General features: G+C 71.4%; 14 protein-coding genes. 9 read left to right on the top strand and 5 right to left on the bottom strand.

Going from position 1 to position 12341, the window contains the following annotated elements; translation table 11 throughout:
• Window positions 1–14: 14 nt before the first annotated feature.
• Window positions 15–1040, top strand: coding sequence for an STAS domain-containing protein (locus tag AB0912_RS29455; RefSeq protein WP_366705111.1), 1026 nt, complete (start codon window positions 15–17; stop codon window positions 1038–1040).
• Here the strand turns inward: AB0912_RS29455 and AB0912_RS29450 are convergent.
• The gene (locus tag AB0912_RS29450) at window positions 955–2562 is read right to left on the bottom strand and encodes an ATP-binding protein (protein ID WP_366705109.1); all 1608 of its coding nucleotides are present in this window, start codon (window positions 2560–2562) and stop codon (window positions 955–957) included. The two genes, AB0912_RS29455 and AB0912_RS29450, sit on opposite strands and share 86 nt — an antisense overlap.
• A 113-nt stretch (window positions 2563–2675) precedes the next feature.
• On the opposite strand from AB0912_RS29450, the gene AB0912_RS29445 reads away from it, so the two are divergent.
• The 7 genes from AB0912_RS29445 (at window position 2676) to AB0912_RS29415 (ending at window position 8068) form a co-directional block, all read left to right on the top strand.
• Window positions 2676–3458 carry a response regulator gene (locus AB0912_RS29445; protein ID WP_366705107.1) on the top strand — a complete coding sequence of 261 codons (783 nt, stop codon included), beginning with the start codon at window positions 2676–2678 and terminating at the stop codon, window positions 3456–3458.
• 230 nt (window positions 3459–3688) lie between these two features.
• Window positions 3689–4528, top strand: a complete 840-nt coding sequence (locus tag AB0912_RS29440) for an RNA polymerase sigma factor SigF (protein ID WP_366705105.1) — start codon at window positions 3689–3691, stop codon at window positions 4526–4528.
• A gap of 222 nt (window positions 4529–4750) precedes the next feature.
• Complete coding sequence (locus tag AB0912_RS29435; RefSeq protein WP_366705103.1) at window positions 4751–5218, top strand: ATP-binding protein; 468 nt, start codon at window positions 4751–4753, stop codon at window positions 5216–5218.
• Window positions 5219–5304: 86 nt separating this feature from the next.
• Complete coding sequence (locus tag AB0912_RS29430) at window positions 5305–6135, top strand: alpha/beta hydrolase (RefSeq protein ID WP_366705101.1); 831 nt, start codon at window positions 5305–5307, stop codon at window positions 6133–6135.
• Complete coding sequence (locus AB0912_RS29425) at window positions 6116–7417, top strand: SpoIIE family protein phosphatase (protein WP_366705099.1); 1302 nt, start codon at window positions 6116–6118, stop codon at window positions 7415–7417. The genes AB0912_RS29430 and AB0912_RS29425 overlap by 20 nt, the downstream gene beginning before the upstream one ends.
• Window positions 7414–7770 (top strand): STAS domain-containing protein, encoded by a 357-nt coding sequence (locus AB0912_RS29420; RefSeq protein WP_366705097.1) that lies wholly within the window; start codon window positions 7414–7416, stop codon window positions 7768–7770. The genes AB0912_RS29425 and AB0912_RS29420 overlap by 4 nt, the downstream gene beginning before the upstream one ends.
• Window positions 7771–7912: 142 nt before the next feature.
• Complete coding sequence (locus AB0912_RS29415; RefSeq protein ID WP_366705095.1) at window positions 7913–8068, top strand: DUF6131 family protein; 156 nt, start codon at window positions 7913–7915, stop codon at window positions 8066–8068.
• A 111-nt stretch (window positions 8069–8179) separates the two neighbouring features.
• Here AB0912_RS29415 and AB0912_RS29410 read toward each other — a convergent pair whose 3' ends face one another.
• The 3 genes from AB0912_RS29410 to AB0912_RS29400 all read right to left on the bottom strand — a co-directional run bounded on the left by AB0912_RS29410 (window position 8180) and on the right by AB0912_RS29400 (window position 10224).
• Complete coding sequence (locus AB0912_RS29410; RefSeq protein ID WP_366705093.1) at window positions 8180–9322, bottom strand: DUF6596 domain-containing protein; 1143 nt, start codon at window positions 9320–9322, stop codon at window positions 8180–8182.
• 8 nt (window positions 9323–9330) lie between these two features.
• Entirely contained in the window at window positions 9331–9738 is a 408-nt protein-coding gene (locus AB0912_RS29405; RefSeq protein WP_366705091.1) for a YciI family protein, read from the bottom strand.
• A 300-nt stretch (window positions 9739–10038) separates the two neighbouring features.
• Window positions 10039–10224, bottom strand: coding sequence for a CsbD family protein (locus AB0912_RS29400; RefSeq protein WP_366705089.1), 186 nt, complete (start codon window positions 10222–10224; stop codon window positions 10039–10041).
• A gap of 361 nt (window positions 10225–10585) precedes the next feature.
• Here AB0912_RS29400 and AB0912_RS29395 point away from each other — a divergent pair, with 361 nt between their 5' ends.
• Entirely contained in the window at window positions 10586–11350 is a 765-nt protein-coding gene (locus tag AB0912_RS29395; protein ID WP_366705087.1) for an SDR family oxidoreductase, read from the top strand.
• A gap of 191 nt (window positions 11351–11541) precedes the next feature.
• Here the strand turns inward: AB0912_RS29395 and AB0912_RS29390 are convergent, their stop codons facing one another.
• Window positions 11542–12150, bottom strand: a complete 609-nt coding sequence (locus AB0912_RS29390; RefSeq protein WP_366705085.1) for a TetR/AcrR family transcriptional regulator — start codon at window positions 12148–12150, stop codon at window positions 11542–11544.
• Window positions 12151–12341: the final 191 nt, after the last annotated feature.

Raw genomic sequence — 12341 nt, 5'->3', positions numbered from 1 at the left:
ACGACGGGTCCTCAGTGGCGGTGGCACGGGGGGAACTTCGGCCCGCACCGAAGGAACCTCGCCCCGCGCCGGAGGAGCTTCGGCTCGCGAGGAAGGGACTTCGGCGCCCATTGGAGGAGCCTCGGCTCGCACCGGACGGCCACGAGTCGCCCCGGGCACGCTGGAGCGGAGCCGAACCCGAACCCGGAACCCGGACCCGCTCCGGGCCCCGAGTCGCAGCCGCGACCACAGCCGCGACCACGGCCACGGCCACGGCCACGGCCACAGTCACAGCCACGCTCGCCGGTCCGGCACCCGCCAGGTCGTCCAACATCCAGCCACCCCCATCCCGGACGCCCCGTCCAGCCCCGCTCCCACGCCGGACGCCCTGTCCGACCAGGCCCATCCCGGACGGCCTGTCCGACCACCTCCGCCCCGGACGCCCTATCCGGCCACCCCATGCCGGACACCACCCGGGTGAGGGACGGCTTTTCCCCAGTGGGGCGGATCTTCCGTACACCCGGGTGATCACCCGCACCCCGGAAGCGGGCCCGGCTGTTGATCTTGGCGTGAGTACCGCGAGCGTTCTTCCGATACTGACCGATCCCACCGATCCGAACACCGGCGTCGCCGTCACCGGCGCTGTCGCCGGCTGTGCGAGGGAGCCGGGCGCCGGCGCGCCCGGCGACATAATCATCCGTTCCTGCACCACCATCGGCCAGGCCCTGCGGATCGAGTTGCAGGGCGAGATCGATCACCACAGCACCCTGCCGCTCCGGGCGCTGCTCGCCTCGGCCGCCGCGCTGGGCTATGTCCACCTCAGCGTCGACACCCGGCACGTCACGTTCGCCGATTCGGCGCTGCTGAACGCTCTCGACTGCTGGAGCCGCCGGGAGCGGCGCCTTCGTCTCGGCCCCCGCTCCCCCGGCGTACAGCGTCTGCTGGACGCCGCGCGTCCCGTCGGTGGTACCGGGGTCAGTTCGTCGGTGCCGTGCCGGAGCCGGTCTCCGCGGGCTCGGCGGGGGCGAGGCTCACCGCCGGGGGCTCACTCGCGAGGGTGAACGTGATGCGGGTGCCGTCCCGGTAGCCGGGGTCGACGAAGATGGTGCCGCCGTGGAACTCGACGATCTTCTTGCACATCGCGAGGCCGATGCCACTGCCCTGGTAGGTGTCCTTGGTGTGCAGCCGCTGGAAGATCACGAAGACCTGCTCGGCGTACTCGGGGTCGATGCCGATGCCGTTGTCGGTGACCGAGAACCGCCAGAGGTCGCCGTCCTGTTCGGCGGAGACGTGGATCGCCGGGGTCTCGCCGGGGCGGCGGAACTTGACGGCGTTGCCGATCAGGTTCTGCCACAGCATGCTCATCTGGGTCGGGTCGGCGACCAGGGTGGGCAGTTCGTCGCGGGTGACGACCGCGCCCGACTCCTCGACGCTGACGCTGAGCGCCGACAGGGCGCGCTTCATCACGGCGTTGAGGTCGACGTCCTGCAGCTGACGGTGGACGCGTCCGACCCGGGAGAAGTCGAGCAGGTCGTTGATGAGGGTCTGCATGCGGTTCGCGCCGTCGACGGCGAAGTCGATGTACTGGTCGGCGCGGTCGTCGAGCTGTCCGCCATAACGCCGCTGGAGGAGCTGGGTGAAGCTGGACACCTTGCGCAGCGGTTCCTGGAGGTCGTGCGAGGCGACGTAGGCGAACTGCTCCAGCTCGGCGTTGGAGCGCTTGAGGTCGGCGGACTGGGCGTCGAGGCGCAGCCGGGCCTGCTCGCTGAAGTCGAGTTCGCGTACGAGCCGTCGGCGCATGGACTCGATCTCGCCGCCCAGCCGTCGCAGGTCGGCGGGGCCGGTCGGGGTGATGGGATGGCCGAAGTCGCCGTCGGCGATCGTGCGGGCGTCCGCCCCGAGCTGTCCGAGCGGCAGGGTGATGCCACGGCGCAGTGCCTCGAAGACGATCCCGGCGAGGGCGACGATGAGGACGGCGATGGTGGCGAACACCCAGTTCCGCAGGCGCATCGTGAAGGCGAGGTCGTCCCGCGACCGGGTGCGCTCGTCGCGGAGCCGGTTCTGCTGGGCGGTCATGGCCGACCTGAGCCGGTCGAAGTCCTTCTTGCCCTCGGCGGCCCGCTCGGTGGCCTGGGGTGACGGCGCCCCGGCCGGTGAGGCGGCGATGGGGCGCGCGTTCCGCACCTGCCACATCCTGATGTGGTCCTCGACGTTCTTCAGGTCGCGCAGTGCGGGGGCGTCGCCCCGGAGCAGTTCCTTGAGCCGGGCGGTGTAGGTCTTCTCGTCGGCGAGTCCCTGGCGGTAGGGGGCGAGGAAGTCCGGGGTGCCGGTGAGCCCGTAACCGCGGATGCCCGTCTCCTGGTTGAGCAGGGCCGACTCCAGGCGGATCGAGCTGGTCAGGGCGGGCGACTTCACGTCCACGAGATCGTCACTGATGGACGCCGTACGTCCGAGGACCCAGGCCCCGGTCGCCCCGAGCAGGCCGAGGACGGTCAGCGCGACCGCCACTCCCACACGAAGCCACCGCCGGGTCGTCCAGGTGGACAGCCCCCGCTCGTGCGGCAGCCTCTCGTCGCCGGTCATCCTCTGACTCCTCCGTTGTGACGGCCGCCCTGAAAGCGGCGCAGCGCACACTCTAGAGGGAGGTCGACAACGGTTGTTGTCGTGGGGGCGGTCCGGGGCCTAGTGTGCCGGGTATGCCTGGCAAGAATTTCGTTGTGCCGTCCAGCCCGCAGGAGACAGCCGCAGTCGCGGACGCCGCGGTCGACGAACTTGCGCGGCGCATCGCCCACCAGCTCATGGAAGACCCCCCGCCTCCGCCGACCGCCGATGATCCCACGCGCGCCCTGACCCGTCTGCACGTACTGACGCATCTCCAGCGGGCCGCCGAACGCCTCCAGCGTGAAGCGGCCGTGGACGCCGCCCGCGCGGGCGCCGGTTACCCGCAGATCGGCGAGGCGTGCGACATGACGCGCCAGGGCGCCCGACGCCGCTGGCCGGGACTCTTCCACCACTCCACCGAAGCACCCACGGAGCAACCGATGATGACCACCCCCACTCGACCCTTCGACGTCCTGCTCGTCGAGGACGACGTCGCCGACGCCATGCTCATCGAGGAGGCCCTCTCCGAGCGCGGCGCCCGCAATCTGGTCCAGGTCACCGACGGGGTCGCCGCGCTGGAGCACCTGCGCGACCCGTCGACCGTGCGGCCCGACCTCATCGTGCTCGACCTCAACATGCCCCGGATGAACGGCCGGGAGCTGCTCCAGGTGCTGAAGACGGACGAGGAGCTGCAGACCATCCCTGTGGTCGTCCTCACCACGTCCTCCGCCCCGGACGACGTCACCGGCGCCTACAACAGCCACGCCAACGCGTATGTGACCAAGCCCGTCAACCTGGTGGAGTTCGAGCAGGCCGTGCAGAGCATCGACGCCTTCTACCTGGAGACGGCGACCCGGCTGCCGCGCACCGAGAACTGACGGGCGCGGCCGGGGACCGGTTGTCCTGGTCCGCCGCGGGGCTGGGTCGCGTGGGCATCGGCGAGCGGTACGGTGTCGGTGCCCACGTGGCCGGGGAGCGCGAATACTCCCTCCACGACTCTTCGTTCGAATTTTCTGGTGTGGACGGCCGAAGCCGGGGTACGCGCCTCTTGCGTCGGCCTCCAGCGGCCGGCGGCACGGGGGCTGGCGCAGTAGGGAGGGGATCTGACATGACGGTGACCGAGACGACGGAAGCACGAACGGCGACGCTTCCGGAGGTGACCGACCCGTCGCGGGTCACTCCGAAGGACGCCCGCGAGCTGTCGAGGCTGTTCTTCGACCAGCTCGCCGTCCTGGAAGAGGGCACGCCCGAGTACCAGTACGCACGCAACACCCTCATCGAGATGAACATCACACTCGTGCGTTTCGCGGCGGCGCGGTTCCGCAGCCGCAGTCACGACGAGATGGAGGACATCGTCCAGGTGGGGACGATCGGCCTCATCAAGGCGATCGACCGGTTCGAGCTGACCCGTGAGGTCGAGTTCACCTCGTTCGCCGTCCCCTACATCGTCGGTGAGATCAAGCGTTTCTTCCGCGACACCTCGTGGGCGGTGCATGTCCCGCGGCGTCTTCAGGAGGCGCGGATCCAGCTCGCGAAGGCCACCGAGGAACTGCGCAGCCGGCTCGGCCGGACGCCCACGGTCAAGGAGCTGTCCGAGCTGATGTGCCTGAGCGAGGAGGAGGTCAACGAGGCGCGCCTCGCCTCCAACGGCTACACCTCTTCCTCCCTCGACGCCACGATCAGCTCCAGCAACGACGGTGAGGCCGCCCTCGCGGACTTCATCGGCGCCGACGACAACGCCCTCGAACTGGTCGAGGACTTCAACGCGCTGGCCCCGATGATCGCCGGTCTGGACGACCGCGAGCGCCGCATCATCCACATGCGGTTCGTGGACGAACTCACCCAGGCCCAGATCGGCGAGCACCTCGGCGTCTCCCAGATGCACGTCTCCCGGCTGCTCAACCGCACGCTGGCCAAGCTGCGTACGGGGATGCTCAGCACCCAGTGACCCGCGGCGGGCGCGCGATGCCCGTCCGGTACGTACGGAAGCCGAGGCGTTCACCCCGCGGGGTGGGCGCCTTCGCCGTTGCCGGGGTTCAGACGCCGGCGTTCGCGTGGGAGTCCGGCCTCGGGACTCGGCCGTCGGGGCGGCTGTGGGACAGGTAACGTGCCGGGACGAGCGTACGCGGCGCCTGCGGGGGTAGTCGGCGGGAGACGGAAGCGGGCACAGATGGACGAATCATCAGGCGTGGCCGGCGGTGGAAGGGCGGGCGAGAGCCCTGCGCTGGAAACCTCACTCGAACTGGACGGCGACGGCACCCGGATCGCCCAGGCCCGGCAGGTGGCGGTCGCCTTCCTGTCCAAGGTGAGGGACACCCAGGGCATCCCGGTCGTGTCGGCCGTGGTGGAGGTCGTGCAGCTCATCGTCAGCGAGCTGGTCACCAACGCCCGCAAGCACGCGCCGGGTCCGGCGCGGCTGCGGCTGCTGGTGACGGACTCCGTGCTGCGGGTCGAACTGTGGGACAGCAACCCGCTTCTGCCGGCCGCCAAGACCGCGGACCCGGCGCGCATCGGCCAGCACGGCCTGGAGATCGTCACCGCGCTCGCGCAGAGCTTCAGCATCGAACGAACGGCGGTCGGCAAACGCGTCACCGCCGACATCTCGCTCGGTGTGGCTCCCGCACCGAGCGCGCTCTGACTGATCCGGTACCCCCGGAGCAGCCCTCGCGGCAGGCGGGCGACCGGTACGAGACAGCGAGGATCGCCCATGAAGAGGATCGGCCCATGAACGCGCGGCGCAGGAACCATGTGACGGTGACCGGCAGGGCCGGTGCCCCGGTGGTGATGCTGGCCCACGGCTTCGGGTGCGACCAGAACATGTGGCGCCTGGTGACGCCGGCCCTGGAGCGTGACTTCACGGTGGTCCTCTTCGACCACGTGGGCGCGGGGAACTCGGACCTGTCCGCGTGGAGCCCGGAGCGGTACGCGACGCTGGACGGCTATGTGGACGACGTACTGGAGCTGTGCCGGGAGCTGGATCTCGGGCCGGTGACGTTCGTCGGGCATTCCGTGAGCGCGATGATGGGGGTGCTCGCGGCGGCCCGGGACCCCAAGGCCTTCGCGGGACTGGTGCTCCTCGCGCCGTCGCCGTGTTTCGTCGACGACCCGGCGACCGGCTATCGCGGCGGGTTCAGCGCGGCGGACATCGAGGAACTGCTCGAATCGCTGGAGGCCAACTACCTGGGCTGGTCCGGGGCGATGGCGCCGGTGATCATGGGCAATCCCGACCGGCCGGAGCTGGGTGAGGAGCTGACCAACAGCTTCTGCCGCACCGACCCGGCCATCGCCCGCCTCTTCGCGCGGGTCACCTTCCTGTCCGACAACCGCGCGGACCTCTCCGGAGTGACGGTGCCCACGCTGGTGGCCCAGTGCTCCAGCGACGCGATCGCGCCACCCGAGGTGGGCGACTTCGTGCATGCCCGCATCCCGGGCAGCCGGCTCGTCACGCTGAACGCGACCGGGCACTGCCCGCAGCTCGCCGCCCCCGAGGAGACCGCCGCGGCGATCACCGCGTTCGTGAAGGGGCTGCCGGACCATGTGCAAGCCCCCCGGTGACCACGACGAGTACAGCGCGGCGGGCCGGCCGCCCGGAAGCCGCGACCAGTGCGGCACGGACGGCGACACGGTGGACGAGCGGGCCCAGTTCTCCGCCCTCCTGGAGGACAGCGCCGAGGACCTGTACGAGAACGCGCCCTGCGGCTATCTCTCCACCCAGTTGGACGGCCTGATCGCGAAGGTCAACACGACCCTGCTGAACTGGCTCGGCTACCGCCGGGACGAGCTGCTGGGCCGTATGCACTTCTCCGACCTGCTCACCGTCGGCGGCCGGATCTACCACGAGACCCACTTCGCACCCCTGCTGCGCATGCAGGGCGAGGTCAGCGGCATCGCCCTGGAGCTCAAGGCGGCCGACGGGTCCCGGCTGCCGGTCCTCGTCACCTCGACCGTGAAGTCGGGCAGCGACGGACAGCCCCTGCTGATCCGGACCACGCTCTTCGACGCCCGCGACCGCCGCGCCTACGAGACCGAACTGCTGCGGGCCCGTCAGGAGGCCGAGCAGGAGCGCGAACGGCTGCAGAACCTGGCCACCACCCTCCAGCGGACGCTGCTGCCGCCGGCCCTCGCGAACGTGCCCGGCCTGGAGGTCTCGGCGCACTACCACATCGCCTCCGTCGACCAGGTCGGCGGCGACTTCTACGATCTGTTCCCGCTGGCCGAGGGCACCTGGGGCCTGTTCATGGGGGACGTGTGCGGCAAGGGGGCCGCGGCGGCGGCCGTCACCTCCCTGGCGCGCTACACCCTGCGGGCCGCCGCCGTGTACAACCCGGACCCGGCGACCGTCCTGGACAACCTCAACACCGTCCTCAACCACGAGTACAACGGCACCGATCCCCGTTTCTGCACCGTCGTGTTCGGGCTGCTCACCCCCGACCGCGAGCGCGGCGGGTTCCGGATCACCCTGGCGGGTGGCGGGCATCCTCCCGCGCTGCTGATGCGCGCCGACGGCACGGCCGACATCCTGCCCACTCCCGGCGGGCAGCTCATCGGCGCGCTGACGGACGTGCACATCGCCACCACGGCGGTGCACCTGGCCCCCGGCGACACCCTGCTGCTGCACACCGACGGACTCACCGAGGCCCACACCGGCGGCGCCGCCGACGGCCGCTACGGCGACGACGCCCTTCTCGACTTCGCCCGTGAACTCGCGCCCACCACCGCGTCGGCCGCCATCGACGCGGTCCGGGAACTGCTCGACACCTTCGGCACCGGCGTGGACGACGACACCGCCGTCCTCGCCATCCATGTGCCTCGATCCCCCCGTGGAGAGCAGCAGTGACCCAGCATCTGAGCCTCCACACGCGCACCACCCCCTCGGGGGCGGTGATCGAACTCTCCGGGGAACTCGACTTCCACAGCGCCGACCGGGTCCGCGCCCAACTGGCCGGGCTGGAGCTGCCTCCGGGCGGGCAGCTCGTCCTTGATCTCGGGGGCATCACCTTCTGCGACTCCACGGGCATCACGGTGCTCATCGCGGCCCGCAACCACGCCCTGGCCACAGACGCGGGCATAGCGCTGGCCGCCGTCCCCGGTCCCGTCAGCCGGATCTTCCGCATGGTCGGCCTCGACCAGGTGTTCGCCTCCCACGCCACCGTGCAGGCCGCCGTGGCCGCCTGGCGTCCCACCGGCTGACCCGGCCGGCCGAGCCCGCCGCGTCGAGCGACGCACTCTGCCGAATCCGCCGCGAACCCGGTGTGTTTGCCTCGCCACGGTGCGGGCACTCGGGTGGCAGATCGGGGCGCCCCCGGACGACGCCCCGTCATCGGAGGACGCCATGATCATCCTTGGAGTCATTCTGCTCGTCGTCGGCCTCGTGGCCGGAATCGGGATCCTCTGGACCATCGGCGTCATCCTGGTGGCCGTCGGAGCCCTGCTCTGGATCCTGGGAGCGCTGGGCCGCGAGGTCGGCGGACGCCGGCACTACTGGTGAACTCACCGCACACGTGACCGCGCCCTCACCGGTGAACTCACCCCACGCGTGACCGCGCCCTCTTCATGACCGCGCCCGTCAGGACGTGAGGGTCCGCGACCTTCCGTTGTCCTAGGTCCTGTCGGCGTTGAGGCGGGCCGCCTGGCGTATGAGGTGGTCCCGCTCGGCGAGGCTGGGCGCCTGCCCGGCCGCCTCCGCGTAGAGACGTGCCGCCGTTCGCCTGTCGCCGTCGCGCTCATGGAGATAGGCGGCGACAGCGGTGTGGCGGGGCAGGCTGCCGTCCAGCTCCGCGAGCGCGGCCAGGCCGGCACGCGGGCCGTCGGCCTCTCCGACGGCCACCGCGCGGTTGAGGCGGACGACGGGGCTGTCGGTGAGCCGGACGAGTTCGTCGTACCACTCGACGATCTGCACCCAGTCCGTCTGATCGGCCCTCGGCGCGTCCGCGTGCAGCGCGGCGATGGCGGCCTGCGCCTGGTACTCCCCCAGGCGGTCCCCAGCGAGGGCCGCCTGAAGAATGCCGACGCCCTCGGCGATCATCCTCGTGTCCCACCGGCCGCGGTCCTGCTCGGCAAGGGGTACGAGGCTGCCGTCGGGCGTGGTCCGGGCGGCGCGCCGGGCATGGTGCAGCAGCATCAGGGCGAGCAGCCCCGCCACCTCGGGATGGTCGATGACGGCCGCGAGCCGCCGGGTGAGGCGGATGGCCTCGGCGACGAGGTCCACATCCCCGGAGTAGCCCTCGTTGAAGACCAGGTAGAGGACCCTCAGCACGGTGGCGACGTCACCGGGCCGGTCGAACCGCGCTCCGGAGACGGTGCGTTTGGCCCGGCTGATGCGCTGCGCCATGGTCGCCTCGGGTACCAGGTAGGCCCGGGCGATCTCCCGCGTGGTCAGGCCGCCGACGGCCCGCAGGGTCAGCGCGACGGCCGAGGACGGCGTCAGCAAGGGGTGCGCGCACAGGAAGTAGAGCTGGAGGGTGTCGTCCAGGGCGGGTGCGGGCCCGGGCGCCGGTTCCTCCGCGGCGCTCTCCTCGCGGCGGCGCCGGGCGGTGTCCGCCCGGGTGGCGTCGAGGAACTTGCGCCAGGCGACGGTGACCAGCCACCCCTTCGGATCCCGGGGCGAATCGGCCGGCCAGACCCGGACCGCCTCGATCAGCGCGTCCTGTACGGCGTCCTCGGCCGCCGCGAAGTCGGCTCCGCGGCGGACAAGGACCCCGAGCACGGCCGGGGTGAGGCTCCGGAGCAGGTGTTCGTCCATCCCCCGGGTCACTCCGTGGTGGTGGGCCGCACGCCGTAGAAGGGGCGCAGCTCCAGCCACTCGTGGATCGGCCTGCCGCCCGCGCCCGGGGCCGCCGACAGTTCACCGGCCAGTTCGACGGCGCGTTCGTGGGAGTCGACGTCGATCACCATCCAGCCGGCGATCAGGTCCTTGGTCTCGGCGAAGGGGCCGTCGGTGACCGGCGGGCGGCCCTCACCGTCGTAGCGGACGAACGTCCCCTCGGGGGAGAGCGCCTGGGAGTCGACGTACTCCCCCGACTTCTCCAGCCGGGCGGCGAACTCGTTCATGTACCGCAGGTGGGCCGAGATCTCCTCCTCGGTCCACTCGGACATCGGCACGTTGTTCACGGGGGCCGGAGCGCCTCGGTAGTGCTTCAGCAGCAGGTACTTGGCCATGGTGCTCTCCTCGGTACGGATGCGACCCATTGTGGTCGCGTTCACCCCGGGGACGGAGCGGGGCACGGGTTCTCGACATCGCCGCCGAGGGTTTTCCGGATGTCCTCGGACCGGGTACCGGCCGGACCTGATATCGGGCGGACCTCGTGCCTGCCGGCCAGACCTCATACCGATCCGCCCGGTCCACCCGGTCCGCCCCGTCGCGTCGGGTTCGCGGCGGCGGTCATCGGTCACGCGGAAGGGCGCCCCTCGATCCTGGTCGAGGGACGCCCTTGCGTGCGCGTGCGCGCGTGGAGCCGACTATCGCTCGTCGCGGAGTGAGTCGCGGGCGCCGGCGGCCTTGTTCTGGGCCTTCTCCGCTACGTCGCGGACGTTGCCCTTGGCCTGGTCGGTCTTGCCCTCGGTCTCCATCCGGTCGTTGCCGGTGGCCTTGCCGACCATTTCCTTGGCCTTGCCCTTGGCCTTGTCCATGGAACTCTTGCCCATGATCACTCCTTGGTTGGGGGTGTTACGCGAGTCACGCTAGGGAGGGTCGGCACGCCCCGCATCCGGAGCGGGGCACCGGGGTCACCACCCTGCGTCACGGACCTGGCTCCGGAGCGGGGCCACCGGGTCACGGCCCCGGCCGAGACATCCGTCCGGCAGAGGGCCCGGTCCAGTCCCCCGCGGCCGTCGTGCCGCCCGATTCCAGGTCTGCCCGCGCCCCCACTTTCTGGACTTGCCGGTCCATTTTCTCGGTCGTACGTTGGCGCCTGCGCCCTGCGGGTCAGGGCCCCGTTCGGACGAAGGCGGTATGCCGTTCGGCCGTCCGGGTTCACGGTGCAGAACGAACGCAACGGAGTGGATCATGTCGACACGGCTTGAGGGCAGGACCGCGCTGGTCACCGGAGCGACCAGCAACATCGGACGGGCGATCGCGGAGGCCTTCGCCGCCCAGGGCGCGCATGTCGTGGTCTCCGGCCGCAGCGCCGAACGGGGCGGGGAGGTCGTCGACGGTATCCGCGCACGCGGCGGCCGGGCCGACTTCGTACGGGCCGACCTGGACGGCAGCGCCGCGGCCTCGCGGGCCCTGGCCGACGAGGCGACCCGGGTGCTGGGCGGCCGGATCGACGTCCTGGTCAACAACGCCGGGATCTACCCCGCCAACACCACGGCCACGGCCGACGAGCAGACCTTCGACCAGGTCTACGCGGTGAACGTGAAGGCCCCCTTCTTCCTGACGGCGGCCGTCGCGCCCGCCATGGTGGAGGCCGGCGGCGGGTCGATCATCAACCTGGGCTCCTGGATCGCGCGGCTCGGCATTCCGATCAGCGCGCTCTACAGCTCGACCAAGGGCGCGGTGGAGACGCTGACCCGGGCCTGGGCCGCCGAGTTCGGGCCGCACGGCGTCCGCGTGAACGCCATCTCGCCGGGCGTGGTGCTGGCGCCGGTCCCCGGCGAGGAGCACCCCGCCGAGGTCATGATGAAGGGCACTCCGGCCAACCGGATGGGCACCCCCGAGGACATCGCGAACGCCGCGGTGTACCTGGCCGCCGACGAGTCCGCCTTCGTGCACGGCATCGTGCTCGACGTCGACGGCGGACGCACCACGGCGGCGGTCATCGCCGCCTGACCTTGTCCGGCCGGCGGGCGGGCGAGTCGGGGCGCGGTGCGGCCGGGCGGCCGTCTGCACGCCGGGCGGCTTGCGTCGGGGAGGCTCGCGTCGGCGACAGCCGAGGACCGTACACACCGGGACCGGGGTCGGCCAAGGGCCCCGTCAACCGCCGGGGACCGGCCCTGGGTACGCCGGTGCCGCCACGCGGGTCACCCGGTGGCGTGGCCCGCGTTCCTGAGGTCGGCGATCCCCTGGTCGAGGGCGGCGCGCAGGTGAGTGGACTGGCCCGTGCTCAGCAGGATGGACACCCCTCCCTGGATCGCGGCCAGCAGCGACGCGGCCCGCCGGTCCACATCGAGCCCGGCGGGCAGGCTGCCGGATGCCTGAAGGGCCCGGATGCCCGCCGCGAGCCGCTCCTGCCAGCGTCGCAGCAACTCGATCACGATCGCCCGCGTCCCCGGCGTGGAGCGCCCGATCTGGAGGAACAGCGACCCGAGCGGACACTGGTCGCCCTGGTCCTCGTAGCGCTTGACGACCACGTCGCGCCACTGGCTCCAGGCTTCCCACGAGTCCAGGTGGCTCAGGAAGGGCTCCTGATCCTCCAGGACCTGGTCCGCCTCGAACCGGGCCACGGCGACGAGGAGTTCGTCCTTGCCCGCCGGGAAGTAGTGGAAGAGCTGGCTCTTGCTGGTGCGGGTCCGCGCCATGACGTCGTCCAGGGTGGCCGCCACGACCCCCCGCTCCCGCAGCACCGCCGCGGCGCCCTCGACGATCCGGTCCCGCGTCGCCTTCCCCTTGGCCGTCAGCTCGCCGCGCACACCGCCACCTCCCGGGAATGGACCACCTGGTCCAGTGTAGGCGTGGAGCGGCAGGGCGTCGCCGGGCCGCCCGGTCACCTTTCGCCGTTACGACATGCCCTAGGGCGTGTCGTTTGGATCATGTGGCGGGTCGCGGGGCAGGGCACGCACATCTGCGGCGTTGTCGTCGGTTGCCGACGCTCCGCGTCGTC

This window comes from Streptomyces sp. NPDC007084 (assembly GCF_040703595.1).
In the GTDB taxonomy this organism is placed as follows: domain Bacteria; phylum Actinomycetota; class Actinomycetes; order Streptomycetales; family Streptomycetaceae; genus Streptomyces.
The sequence above is the reverse complement of the archived record's forward strand: the minus strand, read 5'-3'. Positions and strand labels throughout refer to the sequence as shown.

Bases quoted from the DNA above. Each gene is read 5' to 3' on its own strand.
- AB0912_RS29450 (WP_366705109.1), bottom strand. From the start codon at position 2,562: ATGACCGGCGACGAGAGGCTGCCGCACGAGCGGGGGCTGTCCACCTGG.
- AB0912_RS29445 (WP_366705107.1), top strand. From the start codon at position 2,676: ATGCCTGGCAAGAATTTCGTTGTGCCGTCCAGCCCGCAGGAGACAGCC.
- AB0912_RS29440 (WP_366705105.1), top strand. From the start codon at position 3,689: ATGACGGTGACCGAGACGACGGAAGCACGAACGGCGACGCTTCCGGAG.
- AB0912_RS29435 (WP_366705103.1), top strand. From the start codon at position 4,751: ATGGACGAATCATCAGGCGTGGCCGGCGGTGGAAGGGCGGGCGAGAGC.
- AB0912_RS29430 (WP_366705101.1), top strand. From the start codon at position 5,305: ATGAACGCGCGGCGCAGGAACCATGTGACGGTGACCGGCAGGGCCGGT.
- AB0912_RS29425 (WP_366705099.1), top strand. From the start codon at position 6,116: ATGTGCAAGCCCCCCGGTGACCACGACGAGTACAGCGCGGCGGGCCGG.
- AB0912_RS29415 (WP_366705095.1), top strand. From the start codon at position 7,913: ATGATCATCCTTGGAGTCATTCTGCTCGTCGTCGGCCTCGTGGCCGGA.
- AB0912_RS29410 (WP_366705093.1), bottom strand. From the start codon at position 9,322: ATGGACGAACACCTGCTCCGGAGCCTCACCCCGGCCGTGCTCGGGGTC.
- AB0912_RS29405 (WP_366705091.1), bottom strand. From the start codon at position 9,738: ATGGCCAAGTACCTGCTGCTGAAGCACTACCGAGGCGCTCCGGCCCCC.
- AB0912_RS29400 (WP_366705089.1), bottom strand. From the start codon at position 10,224: ATGGGCAAGAGTTCCATGGACAAGGCCAAGGGCAAGGCCAAGGAAATG.
- AB0912_RS29395 (WP_366705087.1), top strand. From the start codon at position 10,586: ATGTCGACACGGCTTGAGGGCAGGACCGCGCTGGTCACCGGAGCGACC.